General features: G+C 71.3%; 18 protein-coding genes. 9 read left to right on the top strand and 9 right to left on the bottom strand.

Features of this window, described 5'->3' with window-relative positions; genetic code table 11:
• Positions 1-74 precede the first annotated feature (74 nt).
• The 5 genes from KBX08_RS05025 to KBX08_RS05005 all read right to left on the bottom strand — a co-directional run bounded on the left by KBX08_RS05025 (position 75) and on the right by KBX08_RS05005 (position 6,484).
• On the bottom strand, positions 75-2,192 hold the full coding sequence (locus tag KBX08_RS05025; RefSeq protein ID WP_210781362.1) for an acyltransferase family protein: 2,118 nt from the start codon (positions 2,190-2,192) through the stop codon (positions 75-77).
• Between the two features lie 255 nt (positions 2,193-2,447).
• Positions 2,448-3,395, bottom strand: a complete 948-nt coding sequence (locus KBX08_RS05020) for an ABC transporter substrate-binding protein (RefSeq protein ID WP_210781361.1) — start codon at positions 3,393-3,395, stop codon at positions 2,448-2,450.
• A complete protein-coding gene (locus KBX08_RS05015) occupies positions 3,395-4,297 on the bottom strand; it encodes an ABC transporter ATP-binding protein (protein WP_210781360.1) in 903 nt (300 codons plus the stop codon). Before KBX08_RS05015 ends, KBX08_RS05020 begins: the two co-directional genes overlap by 1 nt.
• A 19-nt stretch (positions 4,298-4,316) precedes the next feature.
• A complete protein-coding gene (locus tag KBX08_RS05010) occupies positions 4,317-5,441 on the bottom strand; it encodes an iron chelate uptake ABC transporter family permease subunit (RefSeq protein ID WP_247668886.1) in 1,125 nt (374 codons plus the stop codon).
• Positions 5,438-6,484: an iron ABC transporter permease gene (locus KBX08_RS05005; protein WP_210781359.1), complete on the bottom strand. Its 1,047-nt coding sequence runs from the start codon at positions 6,482-6,484 to the stop codon at positions 5,438-5,440. Before KBX08_RS05005 ends, KBX08_RS05010 begins: the two co-directional genes overlap by 4 nt.
• A 141-nt stretch (positions 6,485-6,625) precedes the next feature.
• Between KBX08_RS05005 and KBX08_RS05000 the strand changes: the two genes are divergently transcribed.
• On the top strand, positions 6,626-6,985 hold the full coding sequence (locus tag KBX08_RS05000) for a YciI family protein (protein ID WP_210781358.1): 360 nt from the start codon (positions 6,626-6,628) through the stop codon (positions 6,983-6,985).
• Positions 6,986-6,997: 12 nt separating this feature from the next.
• Here the strand turns inward: KBX08_RS05000 and KBX08_RS04995 are convergent, their stop codons facing one another.
• Positions 6,998-7,390 carry a cytidine deaminase gene (locus KBX08_RS04995; RefSeq protein WP_210781357.1) on the bottom strand — a complete coding sequence of 131 codons (393 nt, stop codon included), beginning with the start codon at positions 7,388-7,390 and terminating at the stop codon, positions 6,998-7,000.
• Between the two features lie 143 nt (positions 7,391-7,533).
• Here KBX08_RS04995 and hrpA point away from each other — a divergent pair, with 143 nt between their 5' ends.
• On the top strand, positions 7,534-11,598 hold the full coding sequence (gene hrpA, locus KBX08_RS04990; RefSeq protein ID WP_210781356.1) for an ATP-dependent RNA helicase HrpA: 4,065 nt from the start codon (positions 7,534-7,536) through the stop codon (positions 11,596-11,598).
• Between the two features lie 77 nt (positions 11,599-11,675).
• Here hrpA and KBX08_RS04985 read toward each other — a convergent pair whose 3' ends face one another.
• Positions 11,676-12,608 carry a LysR family transcriptional regulator gene (locus KBX08_RS04985; protein ID WP_210781355.1) on the bottom strand — a complete coding sequence of 311 codons (933 nt, stop codon included), beginning with the start codon at positions 12,606-12,608 and terminating at the stop codon, positions 11,676-11,678.
• An 83-nt stretch (positions 12,609-12,691) separates the two neighbouring features.
• On the opposite strand from KBX08_RS04985, the gene KBX08_RS04980 reads away from it, so the two are divergent.
• From KBX08_RS04980 to KBX08_RS04970, 3 genes are read left to right on the top strand one after another with little or no spacing between them, the layout of a single operon-like run.
• On the top strand, positions 12,692-13,375 hold the full coding sequence (locus KBX08_RS04980) for a succinate dehydrogenase cytochrome b subunit (protein ID WP_084597936.1): 684 nt from the start codon (positions 12,692-12,694) through the stop codon (positions 13,373-13,375).
• Position 13,376: 1 nt separating this feature from the next.
• Positions 13,377-15,314: a fumarate reductase/succinate dehydrogenase flavoprotein subunit gene (locus tag KBX08_RS04975; protein WP_210781354.1), complete on the top strand. Its 1,938-nt coding sequence runs from the start codon at positions 13,377-13,379 to the stop codon at positions 15,312-15,314.
• The gene (locus tag KBX08_RS04970; RefSeq protein WP_210781353.1) at positions 15,311-16,075 is read left to right on the top strand and encodes a succinate dehydrogenase/fumarate reductase iron-sulfur subunit; all 765 of its coding nucleotides are present in this window, start codon (positions 15,311-15,313) and stop codon (positions 16,073-16,075) included. The genes KBX08_RS04975 and KBX08_RS04970 overlap by 4 nt, the downstream gene beginning before the upstream one ends.
• 250 nt (positions 16,076-16,325) lie before the next feature.
• On the opposite strand, the gene KBX08_RS04965 is transcribed toward KBX08_RS04970, so the two are convergent.
• Complete coding sequence (locus KBX08_RS04965) at positions 16,326-17,279, bottom strand: sigma-70 family RNA polymerase sigma factor (protein ID WP_210781352.1); 954 nt, start codon at positions 17,277-17,279, stop codon at positions 16,326-16,328.
• 10 nt (positions 17,280-17,289) lie between these two features.
• Positions 17,290-18,498 carry an NAD(P)/FAD-dependent oxidoreductase gene (locus KBX08_RS04960; protein ID WP_210781407.1) on the bottom strand — a complete coding sequence of 403 codons (1,209 nt, stop codon included), beginning with the start codon at positions 18,496-18,498 and terminating at the stop codon, positions 17,290-17,292.
• 306 nt (positions 18,499-18,804) lie between these two features.
• Here KBX08_RS04960 and KBX08_RS04955 point away from each other — a divergent pair, with 306 nt between their 5' ends.
• The 4 genes from KBX08_RS04955 (at position 18,805) to KBX08_RS04940 (ending at position 23,365) form a co-directional block, all read left to right on the top strand.
• On the top strand, positions 18,805-19,989 hold the full coding sequence (locus KBX08_RS04955) for a zinc-dependent alcohol dehydrogenase (protein WP_210781351.1): 1,185 nt from the start codon (positions 18,805-18,807) through the stop codon (positions 19,987-19,989).
• A gap of 55 nt (positions 19,990-20,044) precedes the next feature.
• The gene (locus tag KBX08_RS04950) at positions 20,045-20,974 is read left to right on the top strand and encodes an SDR family NAD(P)-dependent oxidoreductase (RefSeq protein ID WP_210781350.1); all 930 of its coding nucleotides are present in this window, start codon (positions 20,045-20,047) and stop codon (positions 20,972-20,974) included.
• Positions 20,975-21,086: 112 nt separating this feature from the next.
• A complete protein-coding gene (locus KBX08_RS04945) occupies positions 21,087-22,091 on the top strand; it encodes a serine hydrolase (protein ID WP_238688080.1) in 1,005 nt (334 codons plus the stop codon).
• 173 nt (positions 22,092-22,264) lie between these two features.
• Entirely contained in the window at positions 22,265-23,365 is a 1,101-nt protein-coding gene (locus KBX08_RS04940; RefSeq protein ID WP_210781406.1) for an MBL fold metallo-hydrolase, read from the top strand.
• The last annotated feature ends 5 nt before the right edge of the window (positions 23,366-23,370 follow it).

Below are 23,370 nucleotides of genomic sequence, written 5' to 3'. Positions count from 1 at the left end.
CTGACCGGTCCGGCTTGGTGCTCGGGCGGTGGCCTGCTGTTCGAGGTAGCCCGCCAGCGAGACCGCGGCGCCCCTCAACCCAATACGCGGTCCAGCGCCGTGCCCAGCCGTGGTGCGAGGGTCGCAGCGTAGGTGGCGGTGATGTGGTTGTTGTCGCGGTACACGAGCACCCCGCCAATGACCGGCGAGCACCGCTCACGCGGGCAGATGGCCGGGTTCAGATCGACCAGGTACACCTTGTTGTTGCTGCGGGCGGCCGCTTCGTGGGCTGGGCCGCCGCCACCTGCGAGGACCTTGTCCCGGGGGGAGGCGCATCGGGTCAACTTCTTCGGATTGGCGGACACACACTCAGCGATGTCCCTGTCGTGATAGGGGGTGTCACGCAGCACGATCACGGGAACCCCGGCTGCCGCCATCGCGGCCCACGTCCGCCGGAGTGCGTCCGTGAAGGCGGCCTGTGCTTGGCTGGTGACCCTCTCACCGTTCTGGATCATCACATAGAAGGATGTACTCACCACCAGCACGTTCGGGCGCTCCGCCCCGGTCACCTGCGCGCGAAGTTTGTCGTTCCACTCGGTGCAACTGGGGTACGGCCGGCTGTCCAAGGCAACTTCGCCATCGATGAACGGGCATGAGGACTTCGTGTAGCTCTTGAGGCGCCACTTCTTTGACTCGGCCACCCTCTGCAGCGCCGGAAGCCATTGAGCGGCGTGGGAATCCCCGGCGAGAGCCACGGTGAACGACGCGTTGGGGTCCCCGTACTGACAGGCCCTGACCGCACTGCTGCGCTGGTCCGCATGGCATCCGTCCCGCCACGCGTCGGGGCCATCCTTGCTGGCCACCAGCGGATCCGGCACGAACGGTCCGACTCGGTCGACGGGAATCCCCGCGTCGCTGCTGGCCGGAGAGTCGCCCAGAGCGGAGGCGCCCAGAACCGTGGGTGAGGCAGCTACGGGGACACCGCTGCCGCCCGCCGTCGGCACGGCCAGGGTGGGCGGCATCGGCGCCCTCGCCGGCGGGACGGTGAGTTGGAAGGCGAGTCCCGCTAGGAGGGCCACGCCGGTGCAGACCGCCCCGAGTTGCAATGATCGCGCAGGTTCCCACGTGAGCGTCGGCGACATCCGGATCGGGTTCTCGATGAAGCGGTAGGTGAGGGCGGCCGGCACCACTGAGATCGCGGCAACGGCGAGGCCGGTGGCGGTGGTCAGCTCCCCGAACCGAGCCTCGGCAGCGATGAGGAGAGGCCAGTGCCAGAGGTAGAGGGAGTAGGAGATGGCTCCTACGGCGCGTACCGGCCGCAGCGCCAGCAGCATGGCGGGCCCGAAACCGCCGGCAGCCAGGCCTCCGGCGATGACCGCTGCCGTGCCCAGGGTGGGGGCCAACGCCACGTACCCGGGGAAGGCGGAAGCCTCCGACAGGAGAGCGGCGGACGCCACGATCGCGGCGAGGCCGCACCAGGCGAGCGCGGCCGCTACCAGCCGGGGCAGACGCTGCAGATGCCCGCCGAGCAGGGCCAGGAAGCCGCCAAGGGCCAGCTCCCACATCCGGGTGGTGGTCACGAAGTAGGCGCGGGCGGGATTGTCCTCGGTCAACCAGACGGACCACGCGAAGGACGGCACAGCGACCAGCGTGAGGGCGAAGAGCAGGTATCCGGTGCGGGCGTACCGCCGCCGGCCGAGCCACACCGCGGAGGCAAGTAGCAGCGGCCACACCAGGTAGAACTGCTCCTCGACGCCGAGGGACCAGAAATGCTGGAGGATGCTGGGCGCCTGATTGGCCGCCAGGTAGTCGACGGACTGTTCGGCGAGTCGCCAGTTCATGGCGTACAACCCGCTGAACACCACATCCCAGCCCGTGGCCGACCACCGGGTGCGCGGCAGAAAGGCGAATGTGAGCAGCAGGCTCCCGATCAGAACCACCACTGCGGCCGGCAGAAGCCGCTTGGCGCGCCGGGCGTAGAAGCCGATCAGCGAGAGGCGGCCCGTCCGGTTCACCTCGGCGACAAGTAGTCCGGTGATCAGGTAGCCGGAAATGACGAAGAAGACGTCAACACCGACGAAACCGCCAGGCACCAGTTGCTGGCCGGCATGTCCCGCGAGCACCAAAATCACGGCGAGGGCACGCAGCCCTTCCACGTCACCTCGGAACCCGGCCCGGGGACTGGCTTCCGGTCGCACGGCCGTTCGTGTCATTCGTTTCCCACCCCATGCCTCATTCGCGTCGCTGGCACAACTGGGGGAAGGCGTGGGTGGTTACGATTCATATCAGGCTGGTTGGCCGTATTCCGCCTGGGCGGTGACCATCCGGCGCGCCTCCCCCGAATCAACGGCGAGCCAGGGGGTCAAGCGAATGGGTGCCATGGAGGTAGTGGCCCCGGTCGGGAGAGGGCCACTACCTCGAAGCAGTGCGGAACGCTTTCCGAACGCCAGCCAGGCGCCGGGTGCGTGTCAGGCGGCGGGGAGGTACTTGGTCAGGTCGTCGAGGATCTTGTTGGCGGCGCCGACGCCGATGCCGGTCATCCAGACCTCGTCGGAGACGGGGTACGCCTTGCCGGCCTTGACCGCGCCGAGGCCCTTCCACAGCGTCCCGCCGGCGACCTTGGTCTGCTCGGCGGCGGCCTTGTCGCCGTACGCGGTCACGAAGATGACGTCACCGTCGACCTCGTTGACCCGCTCGGGGCTGACCAGGTCGAAGCGCTTGTCCTCCTTGTTGGCGAGCAGCTGCCGCTCGGGGCGGCCCAGGCCGGTGTCGCCGATGACGATGCCGGAGAACGAGTCCGGGCCGTACACCCGGATGTTGCCGGGCAGGAACCGCACGATGGAGACCTTGCGCGCGGCGGCGTCGCCGAGCGTCGCGCCGAAGTCCTTGGCCCGCTTCTCGTACGTGGCGAGCAGATCCTTGGCCTGCTGCTCACGGCCGAGCGCCTTGCCGTCGAGGAGGAGGTTCTCCTTCCAGGTGATGCCCACCTTGTCGGTGAACACGGTCGGCGCGATGGCGGCCAGCTCGTCGTAGAACTTCTCCTGGCGGAACTTGCTGCCGAGGATGAGGTCAGGCTTCAGCGCGTTGATCGCCTCCAGGTCGGGTTCGGTGAGCACCCCGACCTCCTTGATGCCGGCGAGCTTGTCCGCGCCGAAGTACGTGGGCCAGCTCTTCGCCTCACCGGCGGTGGCCGCGCCGACGGGCGTGATGCCCAGCGAGAGCGCCGTGTCGATCTTGTCGGTGTCGAGCACGACGACGCGCTTGGGCTCGGCCGGGACCTTGGTGGTGCCCATGGCGTGGGTGATCTCCCGGGTGTCCCCGGTGGTGGAGCCGGCGACCGGGTCGCTCTCACCGCAAGCGGTGAGGCCGGCACCGAGGGCGACGGCCGCGGCGAGAGCTGCGACGAGACGACGCATCAGAGTCCTTTCGAGGGGTGCGAGCCGGCGAGCGGGTTGGCCGCGTCGCCGGTGGAGGGTCGGACATCCGGTACGGACGCCGTCGACGAAGAGTGGTCACCCGCGACAGCGGGTGCCGGAGCGTTACCACCGGTGTACGCGGGCACCACCAGCGGTGCGCCGGTCACCGGGCAGGGCACCACCACGCAGGCCAGCCCGAAGACGTCGCGGACCAGGTCGGCGGTGAGGATCTCCCGGGGCGGGCCGGCGGCGACCACTGCGCCGGCGCGCATGGCGACCAGGTGGTCGGCGTAGCGGGCGGCCTGGTTCAGGTCGTGCAGCACGGCGACCACTGTGCGGCCCCGCTCGGAGCGCAGCCGGTGCAGCAGGTCCAGCACCTCCACCTGGTGGGCCAGGTCGAGGAAGGTGGTCGGCTCGTCCAGCAGCAGGGCGTCGGTGTCCTGGGCGAGGGTCATGGCGATCCACACTCGTTGCCGCTGACCGCCGGAGAGGCTGTCCACCGGTCGGTCGGCCAGGTCGGTGACGTCGGCGAGGGCCATCGCCTGGTCCACCGCCGCGCCGTCCTCCGACGACCACTGCCGCCACCACCGCTGGTAGGGCTGCCGGCCGCGCCCGACCAGGTCCGCCACAGTGACGCCCTCGGGCACCAGCGGGCTCTGCGGCAGGACGCCGAGGCGGCGGGCGACCTCCCGGGTCGGCAGCTCGCGGATGGCGGTGCCGTCCAGCAGCACCGTGCCACGGCGGGGGGTGAGCAGCCGGGCCATCGTGCGCAGCAGGGTGGACTTGCCGCACGCGTTGGGTCCGACGATCACGGTGAACGCGTCGGTGGGCAGGTCGAGATCGAGCCCGTCCAGCACGGTCCGCTCGTCGTAGCCGGCGACCAGGTCGCGGGTGGAGAGCATCACACGACTCCTTGAGGCGTCACGACGACCGCCGCCGGCCGCGCTGCAGCAGGAAAATCAGGTACGGGCCGCCGATCGCGGCGGTCAGCACACCGGCGGGTAGTTGGGTGGGTGCGAACAGCCGCCGGCCGGCCAGGTCGGCCAGCACCAGCAGGAGGGCGCCGAGCAGCGCCGCGCAGACCAGCGGTGGTCGTTCGGCGCGTACCAGGCGACGGGCCACCTGCGGGGCGACCAGCGCCACGAAGTCGACGGCGCCCACCTGGGCGGTGACCATCGCGGCGACGAGTACGCCGGTGCCGGCGAGGCCGATCCGGCGGGCCACCGGACGCAGGCCGACGCCCCGGGCGGTGTCGTCGTCCAGGGCGCTGCTGTTCAGCGCCCAGCCGGCCCAGGCCAGCACCGGCAGCAGCACCAGCAGTGTGCCGGCGATCCAGGCGGCCTCGGTCCAGCCCTTGCCGGCCAGGGTGCCGATCAGCCAGATCTGCGCGCGCAGCCCGTCGATCGGATCGGCGGTGAGCATGACCACCTCGGTGAGCGCCCGGAACCCGAACGCGACAGCCACCCCGGCGAGCACGAACCGCTGCGCGGCCAGCCCGTGCCGGGCGCCGAGGGCGAACAGCAGCACCGCCGCGAGCAACCCGCCCACCAGCGCTGTGGGCGCCACCAGCACCGCGGCCATTCCGCTGGTCAGTGCCACGGTCGCGGCGAGGCCGGCACCCTGGGTGATGCCGATGACGTCCGGGCTGGCGAGTGGGTTGCGGGCCACGCTCTGGATCAGCGTGCCGGCCACCCCGAAGGCGGCCCCGGCCACGGCCGCCAGCACGACCCGCGGCAGCCGAAGATCAAAGACCACGAGGTCGTACGGGGTGCCGGCTCCGGAGAGGGCACGCAGCACGTCGGCCGGTGCGACGTACGGGGTGCCCAGCGAGAGGCTGAGCACGACGGCCAGCAGGAGCAGCACGGTCAGCACGGCGGCCACCAGTACCGCGCGACGGCGGATCAGCAGGCTGACCGGGCCGATCCGCAGCAGCGACCGCCCGGGCAGCCGGGCACCGTCGGCACCAGACGAGCCGGCGGCCGCGACGGTCGACAAGCCAGCGGACCCAGCCGAGCCGGGGCCGGAGGAACGGCGGGTGGTGGTCATGCGGTCACCACCCGGGCGCGGCGGACCAGCACGGCCAGCAGTGGCGCGCCGATCAGCGCGGTGACGATCCCGGCCGGGATCTCGCCGGGTGGGGCGACGAGTCGACCGACGATGTCGGCGGCGAGCAGCAGCGCCGGCCCGAGCAGCGCGGAGACGGCGAGGGTCCAGCGGTGGTCCGCGCCGACCAGGGCGCGGGCCAGGTGCGGCACGGCCAGCCCGACGAACGCGACAGGTCCGGCGGCGGCCACCGCGGCGCCGGTCAGCAGCACGGCGGCGAGGCCACCACCGAGGCGGACCAGACCGATCCGGTGGCCGAGACCACGGGCCACGTCGTCGCCGAGGGCCAGCGCGTCCAGGCCCCGGGCCACCAGGGCGGCCAGCACCAACCCGACGAGGACGAACGGCAGGACCTGCGCGGCGACCGACAGGTCCCGTCCGGCCAGCCCGCCGACCACCCAGAAGCGGTACTCCTCGAAGGTGCGGGCGTCGATGCTGAGCAGCGCGTACACCCCGGAGGCCAGGCTGGCGTCGAGCGCCGCGCCGACCAGCGCGAGGGTGACCGGGCTGGCGCCCTCGCGGGCGCGGGTGGCGATGGCGAAGACCAGCAGCCCGGCGATCAGGGCCCCGGCGATGCCGAACCAGACGTACCCGGCGAGCGTGCCGACGCCGAAGACGGAGATCGCGAGCACCACCCCGAACGACGCGCCCGCGCTGATGCCGAGGATGCGCGGCTCGGCGAGGGGGTTGCGGGTGAGCGCCTGGAACAGCACCCCGGCCACGGCGAGCGCGAGCCCGACCGCGAGGCCGAGGGCGGTCCGGGGCATCCGCAGCTCACGGACGATGGTGCTGGCGTCGCCGCCGTCCGGCGCGACGAGCGCGTGCCAGACCTGGTCGACGCCGAGTTGTCGGCTGCCGAGCGCGAAGCTGGCCAGCACGGTGAGCAACAGCACCAGCGCGGCCGCGACGGTGACGGCCACCCGGCGGCCGGTGCGGGTGCCGGACCGGTTGCGGGCCGGGGTCGGCCGGGTGGCGAGGGTGGTCACGAGTCTCCTGCACGTTCACGCTTAGGTTCGCCTAACCTTAGCGGCTCAGTTGAGGGTCACCTAACTGGCGCTCATCGATCCGCCAAGGGCTGAGCAGGGCAGACGCCCGCGCGGAGAGGGCTGCGCGCCTACTGTTGGCTCATGCGATTCGACCAGCACACGGTCGTCCTGCTGAGCCGGCCTTCGGATCCGCCGGAGCTGTCGCAGGACGCGATCGACCGGTTGCGGGAGGCGCACCTGGCCCACCAGGCGGGCCTCGTGCAGCAGGGGCTGGTGCTCGCGGCCGGGCCGTTCCTGCACCCCGACGACGAGCGGCTGCGCGGCTTCGTGGTGCTGTCCATCGCCCCGGACGAGGCACGCGCGCTGTTCGCCAACGACCCCGCGGTGCGGGCCGGGCGCCTGGTCGCGCGGGTCACGTCGTGGCTGCTTCCGGAGGGCACAGTGCGGTTCGAGGCCGTGCCGGTGCCGCAGTCGATGCTGGAGGCGGCCTCCGGGGACTGACCCCGGGCCCGGTCAGCCGGCCGCGCCGCTGCCGGTCTCGGCCGGCGACTCGGCGAGCGGGACCACCCGCAGGGCGTCCATCGGGCCGACGATCACCCGCAGTTGCGGGAAGTGGTCCCGCAGCACCTGCCGGCACCGGTCACAGGGCGCGACGACCTCGCGGCCACGGTCGGCGACAGTGACGATCGTCTCCAGCGCGGTGACGCCCTGCGTGGCGGCCGTGCCGATCACGACCAGTTCGGCGCAGGCCCCTCCGGTGGCGTGCTGGACGTTCACGCCGGTGAAGACCCGACCGTCAGCGGTCCGGGCGGCTGACGCGACAGTGTGGTGCTGGCTGCGGCAGCGCAGCTTGGAGACCGCCGTGGCGGCCTGCACCAACGCGCGGTCGGTGTCGCGCATCTCCATCCGGCTCCCCCAGCGCTCGACGTCGGCCGCCAACTCTAGGGCCCGCTCGTGGCCGTCAAGGGACCGGAGGTGACCGTCGGACAGCCGGGCGCTCGGTAACCCAGGGGCGGTGCGTCGCCCGGCTGCCTATCCTTGGGCACGACATGCAGAATCCAACCGCCTCCGTCGCGTCCGACCCCGTTCGCGAGCTGCACCGCCGTCTCACACCTCTGATGTTCCGCGACCAGCGCCGGCTCCAGCGGCGACTCGACGGTGCCCGCAAGCTGCGCGACCCGCAGCGTCGGGAGGCGGCGCTGACCGAGATCACCGCCGACCTGGTCCGGGCCGAGCAGCGCCTCGCCGCCCGGCAGGCGGCGGTGCCCGTGATCACGTACCCGGCGGGTTTGCCGGTCAGTGAGCGCAAGGACGACATCGCCGCCGCCATCCGCGATCACCAGGTGGTGATCGTGGCGGGCGAGACCGGCTCCGGCAAGACCACCCAGATCCCCAAGATCTGTCTCGAGTTGGGGCGCGGGGTGCACGGCCTGATCGGGCACACCCAGCCCCGGCGGTTGGCCGCCCGGACGGTGGCCGACCGGATCGCCGACGAGCTGGGCACCGAGTTGGGCGACGTGGTCGGCTACAAGGTGCGCTTCACCGACCAGGTCGGCGAGCGCAGCCTGGTGAAGCTGATGACCGACGGCATCCTGCTGGCCGAGTTGCAGACCGACCGGATGCTGCGCCAGTACGACACGCTGATCATCGACGAGGCGCACGAACGCAGCCTCAACATCGACTTCATCCTCGGGTACCTGCGGGAGCTGCTGCCCCGACGACCCGACCTCAAGGTGATCATCACCTCGGCGACCATCGAGACCGACCGGTTCGCCAGGCACTTCGCCGGTCCACCCACCGCCGACGAGCCGGAGGGCGTACCCGCGCCGGTGGTCGAGGTGTCGGGTCGCACCTACCCGGTGGAGGTGCGCTACCGGCCCCTCGTCGAGCTGGCCGAGGGCGAGGACGACGGCGACGGTGACGAGGAGAACGTCCGCGACCAGATCCAGGCGATCGGCGACGCCGTCGAGGAGCTGGCCGCCGAGGGCCCCGGCGACATCCTGGTCTTTCTCAGCGGCGAGCGGGAGATCCGGGACACCGCCGACGCGTTGGGCAAGCTGGTGCAGAAGAAGCGCTCGCTGCTCGGCACCGAGATCCTGCCGTTGTACGCGCGGCTCTCCTCCGCCGAGCAGCACCGGGTCTTCGCCGCGCACTCCTCGCGCCGGGTGGTGCTCGCCACCAACGTGGCGGAGACCTCGCTGACAGTGCCCGGCATCAAGTACGTGGTGGACCCGGGCACCGCCCGTATCTCCCGCTACTCCAGCCGGCTCAAGGTGCAGCGGTTGCCGATCGAGCCGATCTCCCAGGCGTCGGCCAACCAGCGCAAGGGCCGCTGCGGCCGTACGTCGGACGGCATCTGCATCCGCCTCTACGACGAGCAGGACTTCCTCTCCCGCCCCGAGTTCACCGATCCGGAGATCCTGCGGACCAACCTGGCGTCGGTCATCCTCCAGATGACAGCGATCGGGCTCGGCGACCTCGCCGCGTTCCCGTTCATCGACCCACCGGACAAGCGCAACATCACCGACGGCGTCAACCTGCTGCACGAGCTGGGCGCGTTGGACCCGACCGAGGCCGACCCGGCGAAGCGGCTCACCGCGCTCGGCCGGCGGTTGGCCCAGTTGCCTGTCGACCCGCGCCTGGCCCGGATGGTGGTCGAGGGCGAACGCAACGGCGCCGCCACCGAGGTGCTGGTGATCGCCGCCGCGCTCTCCATCCAGGACCCGCGGGAGCGGCCGGCCGAGAAGCAGGCCCAGGCGGACCAGGCGCACGCCCGGTTCGCCGACAAGGAGTCGGACTTCGTCGCCTTCCTCAACCTGTGGCGCTACCTGCGCGAGCAGCAGCGGGAGCTGTCCTCCAGCGCGTTCCGTCGGATGTGCAAGGCGGAGTACCTGAACTACCTGCGCATCCGCGAGTGGCAGGACATCGTCAGCCAGCTGCGCCAGGTGCTGCGTACCCCGCCTGAGGGCGACCGGCGTGGCGGGCGGCCGGCACGCGACAGCTCGGACGACGCGGACGCCGGCCGGGGCCGCCGGGGTGGCGCGGACCTGCCGGAGGAGATCGACACCCCGAAGGTGCACCAGTCGCTGCTGCCCGGCCTGTTGTCGCACATCGGCCTCAAGGACGCCCAGAAACACGAGTACCTGGGGGCGCGGGGCGCCAAGTTCGCCCTCTTCCCCGGGTCGGCGTTGTTCAAGAAGCCGCCGCGCTGGGTGATGGCCGCCGAGTTGGTGGAGACCTCCCGGCTGTGGGGGCGCATCGCCGGCCGGGTCGAGCCGGAGTGGGTCGAGCCGCTGGCGCAGCACCTGGTCAAGCGCAGCTACAGCGAACCGCACTGGGAGAAGAAGCAGGCCGCGGTGATGGCCTACGAGAAGGTCACCCTGTACGGCGTCCCGCTGGTCAGCTCCCGCACTGTCAACTTCGGGCGGATCGACCCGACGCTGAGCCGGGAGCTGTTCATCCGGCACGCCCTCGTCGAGGGCGACTGGCAGACCCACCACCAGTTCTGGGCGGACAACAAGCGGCTGCTCGCCGAGATCGAGGAGTTGGAGAGCCGGGCCCGACGCCGGGACATCCTGGTCGACGACGAGACCATCTTCGGCTTCTACGACCAGCGGATCCCGGCCGACGTGTCCTCCGGCCGGCACTTCGACAGCTGGTGGAAGAAGATCCGCCGCGAGCAACCCGACCTGCTCACCTTCACCCGCGACCTGCTGATCAACGACGGCCGACCGGGGGTGGACGAGGACGACTACCCGGACGAGTGGCAGGCCGACGGGGTGAGCCTGCCGCTGACCTACCGGTTCGAGCCGGGCACGCCGGACGACGGCGTCACAGTGGACATCCCGCTGCCGCTGCTCAACCAGGTGCCGGCGGAGACCTTCGACTGGCAGGTGCCCGGGCTGCGCGAGGAGACGGTGATCGCGCTGATCCGCTCGCTGCCCAAGGCGATCCGCCGCAACTTCGTTCCGGTGCCGGACTACGCCCGGGCCGCGCTGGCGGCGATCACTCCCGGCGAGGAGTCGCTGCTGGACGCGCTCACCCGGCAACTGCGCCGGATGACCGGGGTGACAGTGCCCCGCGACGCCTGGGAGCCGGGCAAGCTCCCGGCGCACCTGCGGGTGACCTTCCGGGTCCTCGGCGACGACGAGAAGCCGGTCGCCGAGGGCAAGGACTTGCCGGCCCTGCAACGCCAACTCCGCCAGGAGGTACGCCAGGTGGTGGCGGCCGCCGCGCCGGAGGTGGCCCGCACCGGGCTGCGCGAGTGGAGCATCGGCACGCTGCCCCGGACCATCGAGCAGGTCCGCGCCGGGTACGCGGTCACCGCGTACCCGGCGCTGGTCGACGAGGGCGTCACGGTCGGGGTGAGGGTGTTCGACTCCCCCGCCGAGGCGGAGGCGGCGCACTGGGCCGGCACCCGCCGGCTGCTGCGGCTCACAGTGCCGTCCCCGGCGCGGTTCCTGCAGGGGCGGTTGGACAACGAGGCGAAGCTGGCGTTGAGCCGCAACCCGCACGGCGGTGTCCAGGAGTTGATCGAGGACGCGGCGGGCGCGGCCATCGACCGGCTGATCGGTGTGGCGGGCGGGCCGGCGTGGGACGCCGACGGCTTCGCGGCCCTGCGCGAAAAGGTGCGCGCCGACCTGGTCGACACCGTCGTCGAGGTGATGGACCGGGTCCGCAAGGTCCTCGCCGCCGCGTACGCGGTCGAGCAGCGGCTCGGCGCGACCCGCAACCTCGCCGTGGTGGCGGCGCTGGCCGACATCCGCAACCAGCTCGCCGGGCTGGTGCACGCCGGTTTCGTCACCGAGACCGGGTACGCGCGCCTGCCCGACCTGCTGCGCTACCTCACCGCCATCGAGCGTCGGCTGGAGCGGCTGGGCGGCAACCCGCAGCGGGACCGCCAGCAGCAGGACCGGATCGCTGTGGTGCAGAAGGAGTACGCCGACCTGCTCGCCAACCTGTCGCCGGCCCGCCGCCAGGAGTCGGCCGTCCGGCAGATCCGCTGGATGATCGAGGAGTTGCGGGTGAACGTCTTCGCCCAGGCGCTGGGCACTCCGTACCCCGTCTCCGAGCAGCGGATCTACCGGGCGATGGACGACGCCGAGGGCCGCTGAGCCGACGGCCGGGCCGCTGCCGACCTCTTCGCGACCGCGGCCCCGGCTGGCCTCTTCGCGACGGCGGCCCCACCGGGTCAGGTCAGTGGCTCGACGCCCGGGGGCAGTTCACCGAGGTCGATCGCCGACTGGATGTAGTCGAGCAGGATGCGCCGAAGCTCCCGACCGGCGTGGGTGGGTACGACGTCGCGCCGACGGGCCACCGCTATGGTCCGCCGCACCCCGGGCGGGGCGAGCGGGGTGATCCGCACGCCCGGCCGGCGAGCCAGCACGATGCCCGGCACGAGAGCGATGCCGAGCCCCGCCTCGACGAAGCTGAGCACCGCGTCCATCTCGCCGCCGTCCACCGCGAAGGTGGGTTCGAAGCCCGCCTCCCGACACGCCTGGATGGTCGCGTCGCGCAGGTCGTATCCCTCCCGGAACATCACCATCGGCTGGTCCCGCAGGTCGGTGATGCGCAACTCCCCGGTCGTCGACGCGGTCGCCACCTCCCCCACCGAGGCCACCACCAGGCTCTCCCGCAGAATCGGGTCGACCCGCAGCCCCGGGTCCGCCCCCTGCGCCGGCATGATGATGAGGGCCAGGTCGAGGTCGCCGCGGAGCAGGTCGCGGACCAGATCCTGCGAGCCACCCTCCTCGACGCGCAGGTCGACGGTGGGGTGCGCGTCGCGGAACCGGCGCAGCACCGGCGGGGCAAGCGAGGTCGCCAGACTGGGGGTGGCTCCGAGCCGGACCCGGCCCCGGCGCAGCCCGACCAACTCCTGGACCTCCCGGGTCGCGGTTTCCACGTCGGCGAGGATCCGGGTGGCCAACGGCAGCAGCACCTCACCCGCCGCGGTGAGGGCGATGTTGCCCCTTACCCGCTCGAACAGTGGTGCTCCGAGGTCGGCCTCCAGAGCGTGAATTTGCTTACTGAGAGAAGGCTGAGTGATGCCCACGAGGTCGGCGGCTTGGGTGAAATGTCGTACTTCGGCCACCGCGACGAAGTACCGGAGCTGATGGAGCTGCATCTACATAGCCTACGGCTATCAACACTGCGAGTTTGATGCATTGGACGACTGATCGAAGTGCTCCTAGCGTCGGTCCTGTGGTAATCACGAAGACTCGGTCGCCCATCCGCTCGAACGTCGGCCTCAAGGCCGTCATGGCGGTGACGGGCATCCTGCTGGCGCTGTTCCTCATCGCCCACATGCTCGGCAACCTGAAGGTGTTCACGGGGGAGACCTCGTTCGACCACTACGCGCACTGGCTGCGCGACATCGGCAAGCCGCTGCTGCCCGGCGTCTGGTTCCTGTGGATCCTGCGCACCGTGCTGGTCGTGGCGGTCGTCGCCCACATCGTCGCCGCCACCGTGCTGGCCCGGCGGGCCCGCGCCGCCCGCCCGGTGAAGTACGCCCACCGCAAGAAGGTCAACGGCAGCTACGCGGCCCGCACGATGCGCTGGGGTGGAGTGATCATCCTGCTCTTCGTGATCTACCACCTGCTGGACCTGACCACCGGCACGCTGAACCCGGTCGGCGACGCCAGCAAGCCGTACGGCAACGTCGTCGCCGACTTCGCCCCGGAGCGCTGGTACGTCACCCTCTTCTACACGCTGGCCATCCTCGCGGTGGGCTTCCACCTGCGCCACGGCGCGTTCAGCGCGTTCCGCAGCCTCGGCCAGCAGACGCCCCGCGGCGAGCGCAGGGCACGTACCGCGGCTCTGATCTTCGCCGTGCTGCTCTGCGCCGGGTACCTGGTGGTCCCGTTCGCCGTACTCACCGGATTGGTGTCCTGACATGGAACTCTTCACCGAGGGCGACCCGATCGCCGACACCAAGGCTCCCGCCGGCCCGGTCGAGAAGCGTTGGGAGACCCGGCGCTTCGAGGCCAAGCTGGTCAACCCCGCCAACCGCCGCAAGATGACGGTGATCGTGGTCGGCACCGGCCTGGCCGGCGGCTCCGCCGCCGCGACCCTGGCCGAGCAGGGCTACCACGTCAAGTCCTACTGCTACCAGGACAGCCCGCGCCGGGCGCACTCCATCGCGGCGCAGGGCGGCATCAACGCGGCGAAGAACTACCGCAACGACGGCGACTCCGTGCACCGGCTCTTCTACGACACCGTCAAGGGCGGCGACTTCCGCTCCCGGGAGTCGAACGTGCACCGGCTCGCCGAGGTGTCGGTCAATATCATCGACCAGTGCGTCGCCCAGGGGGTGCCGTTCGCCCGCGAGTACGGCGGCCTGCTGGACACCCGCTCCTTCGGTGGCGCCCAGGTGCAGCGCACCTTCTACGCCCGGGGCCAGACGGGCCAGCAACTGCTGCTCGGCGCGTACCAGGCCCTGGAGCGGCAGATCGGCCTGGGCAACGTCGAGATGTACGCCCGGCACGAGATGCTCGAGCTGGTCCTGGTGGACGGCAAGGCCCGGGGCATCGTGGTCCGGGACCTGGTCACCGGCGAGATCAGCACCGAGATGGCCGACGCCGTGGTGCTCGCCTCCGGCGGCTACGGCAACGTCTTCTACCTCTCCACCAACGCCAAGGGCTGCAACGTCACCGCCACCTGGCGCGCACACCGCAAGGGCGCGTACTTCGCCAACCCGTGCTACACGCAGATCCACCCGACCTGCATCCCGGTCTCCGGCGACCACCAGTCGAAGCTGACCCTGATGAGCGAGTCGCTGCGCAACGACGGCCGGGTCTGGGTGCCGAAGACCAAGGGCGACGACCGCAGCCCGAAGGACATCGGCGAGGACGAGCGGGACTACTACCTGGAGCGGATCTACCCCTCCTTCGGCAACCTGGTCCCCCGCGACATCGCCTCCCGCGCCGCGAAGAACGTGTGCGACGAGGGTCGGGGCGTCGGGCCGACGAAGCTCGGCGTCTACCTCGACTTCGCCGACGCGATCGGCCGGCTGGGCCGCAAGGCCATCGAGGCCAAGTACGGCAACCTCTTCGAGATGTACGAGCGGATCACCGGCGAGGACCCGTACGAGGTGCCGATGCGCATCTACCCCGCCGTGCACTACACGATGGGTGGCCTGTGGGTCGACTACGACCTCCAGTCGAACATCCCCGGCCTGTTCGTGATCGGCGAGGCGAACTTCTCCGACCACGGCGCGAACCGGCTCGGCGCCTCGGCGCTGATGCAGGGCCTCGCCGACGGCTACTTCGTGCTGCCCACCACCATCGCCAACTACCTGGCCTCCGGTCCGCTGGAGAAGGTCGACGCCAGCCACCCGGCGGCCGTCGAGGCGCGCACCGACGTCGAGGACCGCGTCCAGCGGCTGCTCGCTGTCGACGGCGACCGGACCGTGGACTCGTTCCACCGGGAACTGGGCCAGATCATGTGGGAACACTGCGGCATGGAGCGCAGCGAGGCCGGGCTGCGCAAGGCGATCGACGAGATCCGTGCCCTGCGCGAGCAGTTCTGGCAGCGGGTCAAGGTGTCCGGCACCGGCGAGGAGCTCAACCAGTCGCTGGAGAAGGCCGGCCGGGTGGCCGACTTCTTCGAGCTGGCCGAGCTGATGTGCATCGACGCCCTGCACCGCGAGGAGTCCTGTGGCGGCCACTTCCGGGCCGAGCACCAGACCCCCGACGGTGAGGCGCAGCGCGACGACGACCGGTTCGCGTACGTGGCGGCCTGGGAGTTCACCGCCGACGGCGAGCCCTCGGTGCTGCACAAGGAAGACCTGAAGTTCGAATACGTCCACCCCACGCAGCGGAGCTACAAGTGAACCTGACCCTGCGCATCTGGCGCCAGAAGGGCCCTGAGGACAAGGGTCGGATGGTGACCTACCCGGTCGACGACGTGTCCCCGGACATGTCGTTCCTGGAGATGCTCGACGTGCTCAACGAGCGGCTGATCCTCGCGGGCGAGGACCCGGTGGCGTTCGACCACGACTGCCGCGAGGGCATCTGCGGCATGTGCGGCCTGATGATCAACGGCGACGCGCACGGGCCGCAGCGCGGCACCACCGCGTGCCAACTGCACATGCGGCAGTTCTCCGACGGCGAGACGATCGACATCGAGCCGTGGCGGGCCAGCGCCTTCCCGGTGGTCAAGGACCTGGTCGTCAACCGGAGCGCCTTCGACAAGATCATCGCGGCTGGCGGCTACGTCACCGCGCCGACCGGCAGCGCACCCGAGGCCCACTCCACCCCGGTGGCCAAGGCCAACGCCGACGCCGCGTTCGAGTCGGCGGCCTGCATCGGCTGCGGCGCCTGCGTGGCAGCCTGCCCGAACGGCTCCGGCATGCTCTTCACCGCCGCCAAGCTCACCCAGCTCTCGCTGCTGCCGCAGGGCCAGCCCGAGCGCTACACCCGGGTGATCGGCATGGTCGACGCGCACGACGAGGCCGGCTTCGGCGGCTGCACCAACGCCGGCGAATGCACCCCGGCCTGCCCGAAGGGCATCCCGCTGAACACCATCGGCCGGCTCAACCGCGACTACCTCGCGGCCACCGCCAAGGGAGCCAACAACACCCCCGGTTCCTGAGCTCCGCCGCGTCTGCACAGGCCGCCGTATCCCTTCCTGGGTGCGGCGGTCTGGCGTTTCGGCGGTCGGCGGTCGGCGTTCGGTTGGGCGGTTGCGGTCCGGTTCCGCCGACGAACTGGTGGGGTTGGCGTAACGGCGCGTCAGCCCGGTCACTCACCCTGCTCACGCCGGAGTTCGGCAAGCAGCGGCCGGTACGTCATGTGGTACGCGAAATGACGACCAGCTGCGCGGGTTTCGTCCCAGTACCTCGTCACCACTGGGTGATGAGCGGCGTGTCCGGTTCGTGCTGCCGCCAGGCTTCGGTCAGGCGGGCAAGGCGGATGGGGGCGGCGATGCCGCGCACAGTCGCGATCTTGCCGTTGCTGATGTCGAGCGTCACGGCACCGAGGACCTGGTCGCCGAGCACAAAGAGGAGGGCGGGGGCACGGTTGACGAGCGCGTAGTGGATGGCGGGCGTACCGCCGGCAAGTCGCCGTTTCGCGGGTGTGGGTTTGAAGCCGGCCCGTACGACGGCGGCGATGCGCTGCGGAGTGTCGTACCGCAGCAGCGTCTCGGTCAGGCCGGCGCCGTCGGAGATCGCGGTCGCGTCGTCGGTCAGCAGCGCCACCAGCCGCTCGGTGCGGCCCGAGGAGGCAGCGGCGAGGAATTCCTCGACGATTCTGCGGGCAGCTGCCGGGTCGACCTCGCCGCTGCGGCGGCGGGCGGCGGTGATGTGGCGCCGGGCCCGGTGGAGGTGCTGCTGGCTTGCGGACTCGGTGATGTCGAGGATCTCGCCGATATCGGAATGGCTGTAGGAAAATGATTCGCGCAAGAGGTAGACGGCCCGCTCAAGGGGTGACAGGCGCTCCATGAGAGTCAGCACGGCCAGGGAGACCGATTCGCGCTGCTCGAACGTGTCGGCCGGGCCGAGCATCGGGTCGCCGTCAAGGAGCGGTTCGGGCAGCCAGGCGCCCACGGCGCGTTCCCGGCGGGCCTGTGCCGAGCGGAGCCGGTCGAGGCACAGGTTGGTGACGACCTTGGTCAGCCATGCCTCCGGCACCTTGATCCGCCGCCGGTCGGCGGCCTGCCAGCGCAGGAACGCATCCTGCACGGCGTCTTCGGCCTCGGCGGCGGAACCCAGCAGCCGGTACGCCAGCGAGGCCAGCCGGTTCCGGCTGGCCTCGAACCGGCTGGTGTCGAAGCGATCCTCGGCGATGCTGTCCACGCGGACCAACCTAGGCGGCTACGCGACCGTCTGTCCGGCGGGACGCATCCGGCAGCGCGATCAGGCGGTGCCTGCGCTTGGGCAGGCCGAAGGTCGGGTGCGAGACGGCCCACAGCGAGGTCTTGAGGATGCCCGCCTTGACCCGTGCGGCCTTCCGGCCGCCCACATACTTCGGCTTTGCGTGCGCCTCGTCGTCGACCATCTGCAGGATCCCGTCCCGCCGCCCGAGGCTGATGTGGTTGCCCGGGTAGCCCAGCTTGGTGTTCGCAATCTTGCGGCCGGTCAGGCGTCCCACGATCGCTTCGATCGCCTGCATGCCGGTGTAGCCGGCCGAAGCGCAGGACATCGGCAGCGGCTGGCCGTTGTCACCGATGGCGTAGGCGCTGTCGCCAGCGGCGTAGACGTTCGGGTGCGAGACCGACCGCATGGTGCGGTCGACGACGATCTGACCGTTCCCGGTGACCTCCAGCCCGCTGGCGGCGGCGATGGGGCTGACCGCGAACCCCGCCGTCCACACGGTCGCGTCTGACGCCAGGCCAGTGCCGTCGGCGCACAGCACCCGCGTCGCTTCGACGGCTTCGACGCAGGTGTGCTCCAGGACGGTGATGCCCAGCCGGTCGCAGGTCCCGCGCAGGTGGCTGCGGGCCCCGGCGGAGAGCCGGGCACCCAGTTCGCCGCGGGCGACCAGCGTGACCGACAGGCCGGGCCGGGATTCGGCGATCTCGGTGGCGGTCTCGATGCCGGTCAACCCGTCGCCGACGACCAGCACCTTCCCGCATTCGCTGCGCCTGCCCAGGCTATCCAGGCGCTCGCGCAGACGCAGCGCCGAGGGCCGGGCGGCGATGTCGAAGGCGTGTTCGGCTACGCCGGGGACGCCACAGTCGTTGCCGTGGCTACCGAGCGCGTAGACGAGCGTGTCGTAGCCGAGCTCGCCGCCACCATCGGCGTCGGCCACGGCGACGACCTGGCCCTCGGGGTCTACGGCGCTGACACGGGCCAGGCGCAGCCGTATCCCCGTGTCCGCGAAGACGTTGGCGAGCTTCGGAGCCGCGATCTTCTGGCCGGCGGCGAGCTGGTGCAGCCGCAGCCGCTCGACGAAGTCCGGCTCAACGTTGACCACGGTGATCTCGGTGTCCACCGGGGACAGCCGGCGGGCCAGGTTCCCGGCCACGTGGGTTCCGGCGTAGCCGGCACCGAGAACGACGATGCGGTGCTTCATGTGTTGCTCCTGTCCTTTGGCGTGCTCACGTGAGTTGAGCGGGACAGCGCCCCGATTGCTGACGGGATCGCATGTGGCATGGGTCACAGAGCGGCGGGAGCGGCGCCGAACGATGTTCGCGACGCCGAGGCGTAGCAGGTGCAGGCCCACCTCGCCCCGCCCGGCCCAATGCATGATCCACTCGCCGGCCGCAGCTCACGGGCCGACGCACCCGATTCGCCCGAGACGGCCCTGGAGCGCAGCCGGTTCAAGTGCCCGCGCCCGGGTAGCAGTCTCCGGAGACGGCGTCGAGAGGAGACGAGTGAAATGAAGGCCTTGACCTGGCAGGGCAAACGGGACGTACGGGTCGAGGAGGTGCCGGACCCCCGGATCGAGGAGCCGACCGATGCGATCGTGAAGATCACCTCGACCGCGATCTGCGGTTCCGACCTGCACCTCTACGAGGTGCTCGGGCCGTACCTGAAGCCGGGTGACGTCCTGGGTCATGAGCCGATGGGCATCGTCGAGGAGGTCGGGTCGGAGGTGACCGGGCTCAAGCCGGGCGACCGGGTGGTGGTGCCGTTCAACATCGCCTGCGGCAGCTGCTGGATGTGTTCGCGCCAGCTCTACGCGCAGTGCGAGACCACCCAGGTCACCAGCGAGGGCAAGGGCGCGTCCCTGTTCGGCTACACCTCGCTCTACGGTTCGGTGCCCGGCGGGCAGGCCGAGTACCTGCGCGTCCCGCAGGCCCACTTCGGGCCGATCAAGATCCCGCAGACGGGCGCGGACGAGCGCTACCTCTACCTGTCCGACATTCTGCCCACCGCCTGGCAGGCGGTGAAGTACGCGGACACCCCACCGGGTGGCACCCTGGCCGTCTTCGGCCTGGGCCCGGTCGGGCAGTTCTGCGCGCGGATCGGCCGCTACCTCGGCGCGGGCCGGGTGATCGGGCTGGATCTGGTTCCCGAGCGGCTGGAGCTGGCCCGCCGGCACGGCATCGAGGTACTCGACGTGAGCCAGCTGTCCGACGTGCCGGGCGCGTTGATCGATCTGGTCGACGGGCGCGGCCCGGACGCGGTGATCGACGCGGTCGGGATGGAGGCGCACGGTTCACCGGCGGGGAAGTTGGCCCAGACCGCGGCCGGGCTGTTGCCGGACAAGCTGGCCCGGACGATGACCGACCGGGCGGGCGTGGACCGCTTGTCAGTCCTGCACGCGGCGCTCAAGTCGGTTCGTCGCGGCGGCACCGTGTCGCTCTCCGGGGTGTACGGCGGCGAGGCGGACCCGATGCCGCTGATGGAGATGTTCGACCGGGGCATCCAGTTGCGGATGGGGCAGTGTCACGTGCGCCGGTGGACCGACGAGATCCTGCCGCTGCTCTCCGGCGACGACGACCCGCTGGGCGTGGAGGACCTGCGTACCCACCGGGTGCCGCTGGCCCGGGCGCCGCAGGCGTACGAGATGTTCCAGAAGAAGGAGGACGGCTGCATCAAGGTCGTGCTCGAACCATGAGTGCGAGGAGTGAGCCGGGGTTGCGAGCCCCGCAGTCACGAATGCAGCCGGTGCCGTGAGCCGGGTGGTCGTGATCGTTGGCGCGAGCAGCGGGATCGGCCGGGCGACGGCCCGGGCGTTCGCCGAGCGCGGAGACCGCCTGGTCCTCGCCGCTCGCGCCACCACGACCCTTGCCGAGGTACGCGCTGAGTGCGCCGACGTCGACGTGCTGACCGTGCCGACCGACGTGACCGAGGCGGACGCGCTGGACGCGCTCGCGGGCGCCGCGATCGACCGCTTCGGCCGCGTCGACGTGTGGGTGCACACGGCGGCGGTGATGGCCTACGGGCGCTTCGACGAGCTGCCGGAACGGGTCTTCGACCAGGTGGTGCGGACCGATCTGCTCGGGGCGGCCGGCTCGGTGCGGGTGGCGCTGCGGCACTTCCGGACCACCGGGGCCGGCACTGTGATCCTCACCGGTTCGGTGCTCGGGCACATCACCGCGCCCTACATGAGCGCGTACGTGGCGAGCAAGTGGGGGTTGCAGGGTCTGGTCCGGACGGTGCAGCAGGAGTTGCGTGACAGCCCGGAGATCCGGCTGTGTCTGGTCAACCCGGGCAGCGTGGACACGCCTGTTTACCAGCAGGCGGCCAACTATCTGGGCCGCATCGGGCGACCTCCGCCGCCGGTCGCCGGCCCGCAGCGGGTGGCCCGGGCCATCGTGGACTGTGTGGACCGGCCCCGCCGGGAGGTGTCGGTGGGCCGGCTCAACGTGGTGCTGCGGGCCGGCTTCACCGTACTGCCGGGGGTCTACGACGTCCTCGTCGGGCCGTTGATGCGGGCGGCGGGCCTCAGTGGACGGTCGGTCGCCGCGCACGACGGCTCGGTCTTCGCCGCGAACCCGGCCGGCGAGGCGGTACGCGGCGGCCACCTGCCCGACCTGCGGCAACTCGTGTCCGGATCGGTCGGTGCGGTGGGCGCCGCACTGCGCCGACGGTTCGGTTGACCTGTTCGGGACTGTTCGGGACATATTCGGGGGCATCGTGCATCGATCAACTCGCCTAGGGTGGTGGGCCAGCAAGCGCTCAGGCACACCACGATCGGGGAGACGATTGACCATGCGACTGAACCGCAGAACGGCACTCGGGTTGGGCACTGTGGCCACCGCCGGCACGGTGCTGGGCGCCGCCGCCCCGGCGAGCGCCGCCGAGACCACCGAGGCGTCGCCGACCACCCCCGCTCGGGCCGCCCTTCGGGTCGCCTCCGTCTTCACCAAGCACAGCGCCGCAGCCGGCGGCAACTGGCAGGCGTACGTCAGCGTCGCCGACCCGGCCGGTGCGCCGGTGGTCGCGGTGGAAGCCGACGCGGACCGGCGGATCGAGGCGTACAGCGTCAACAAGATCGCCGTCGCCACGGCGGTGCTCGACAAGGTCGACCGAGGGCTGCTCACCCTGGACCAGCAGGTCGAGGTGAGCGCGGCGATCGTCGTACCGGGCGGTGACGGCATCTTCAGCCTGGACGGCGCGTACCCGAGCCTGGTGACCGTCGGGCACGTGCTGGCCAACCTGCTGACCGTCTCGGACGACACGGCGGTGCGGCTGTGCGGGCTGGTCGCCCCGGCCGCCGAGATCAACTCCATCCTGGTCGCCAAGGGCTTTCCGAACACCCAGGTCCAGCCGGTGGCCAACCCGAACCGGTTCTTCCTCGGCACCAGCACCCCCCGCGAGACGCACGACCTGCTGCGCGCCCTGGTCGCTGGCACGCTGCTCTCCCCCGCGTCGACGACGTACCTGTTGGGCATCCTGCGCTCCCCGGTGGCGTTCACCGACGGCATCCGGCGCACCATGTCCTCCGACGAGCGGGCCCGGATCGCCACCAAGGCCGGGTGGTACGCCGACGCCCGGCACGAGGCCGGTGTGATCTTCGACCGCTCCGGCGCGGCGGTGCTCACCTACGCTCTCTTCGCCGACGGGCAGGCCAACCCGGAGGACTTCGGCGCGACCCACCCGGCGGTGCAGGCCCGGGCCGCCATGGGCCCGAGGTTCCTGGCCGCTGTGGACCGGATCGCGGGCGTGGGCAAGACGTTCCGGATCACCGCCCGACGCCCCAGCAACGGCGGCTAGAGCACGCCGTGAAACCGTCCCGGGTCGGTCGCCGTCTGCCGGTGACCGACCCGGCGTGGCGACCACCGAGGCACGGGTCGGTCCGGGTGACTACCGTGTAGGGCGGACACGTCGGAGGGACGGCAATGGCACGAGCGCAGAACACGGACGTCGAACGGTCGCTCGGGCGGCGGATGCGGGGCGCCGCTGGCCTGGCCGCGCTGGCCGGCCTGGCCTGGGTCGCCCGGGATGTGCCGGCGGCGCTGGGTGGCCGGCTCAGCGGGGCGCGGGCCGAACGGGCGGCCCGCTCGCCGCAGTTCCGCGAGGGCACCTTCCACAACCGGGCCGGCACCCGCACGATGATCGCCGAGCCGGGGCGCAACCTGGTCCGCGAGCTGATCTTCGGCAAGCAGAAGCGGCGTCCGACCGCGGCCGTCCCGCTGCTGCGCCCCAGCGCCGGCGGGCCGGAGGCCGCCGACAGCGCCGACGAACTCAACATCGTCTGGTACGGCCACGCCTCGACCCTGATCGAGATCGAGGGCCGGCGGGTGCTGCTCGACCCGGTCTGGAGCGAGCGGTGCTCCCCCTCGGGTCTGGTCGGCCCGCGCCGGCTGCACGAGCCGCCGGTGGGCATCGACGAACTACCCCCGCTGGACGCCATCCTGATCTCGCACGACCACTACGACCACCTCGACATGGCCACCGTGCGGGCGCTGCTCGCCGGGCAGTCCGCGCCGTTCCTGGTGCCGCTCGGCGTGGGCGCGCACCTGGACCGCTGGGGCGTACCCGCCGAACGGATCATCGAACTGGACTGGTCCGAGTCGCATCAGGTCGCCGGCCTGGAGATCACCGCCACCGCCGCCCAGCACTTCTCCGGACGAGGGCTGCGCCGCGACGGCACGCTCTGGAGTTCGTGGGTGGTGGCCGGGGCACGCCGCAAGGTCTTCTACACCGGCGACTCCGGCTACTTCGACGGGTACGCCGAGATCGGCGGCGAGCACGGGCCGTTCGACGTGACGCTGATGCAGATCGGCGCGTACGACAGGGCCTGGCCGACGATCCACATGTTCCCGGAGGAGGCGGTCAGCGCCCACCTCGACCTGCGCGGCGGGCTGTTCGTGCCGGTGCACTGGGCGACGTTCAACCTGGCCCTGCACGACTGGTCCGAGCCGGTCGACCGGCTGTGGGCCGAGGCGAAGGCCCGCGACGTGCGGCTCGCCGTGCCCCGGCCGGGCGAGCGGGTGGTGGTCGACGAGCCGCCCGCCGTCGACGGCTGGTGGCAGGCCGTCGCCTGAGCCGG

The sequence above is a fragment of the Micromonospora sp. H61 genome (genome assembly GCF_018070325.1).
Lineage (GTDB): Bacteria > Actinomycetota > Actinomycetes > Mycobacteriales > Micromonosporaceae > Micromonospora > Micromonospora salmantinae.
Note: the sequence above shows the minus strand (reverse complement) of the source record. Positions and strands in the feature narration are given on the sequence as shown.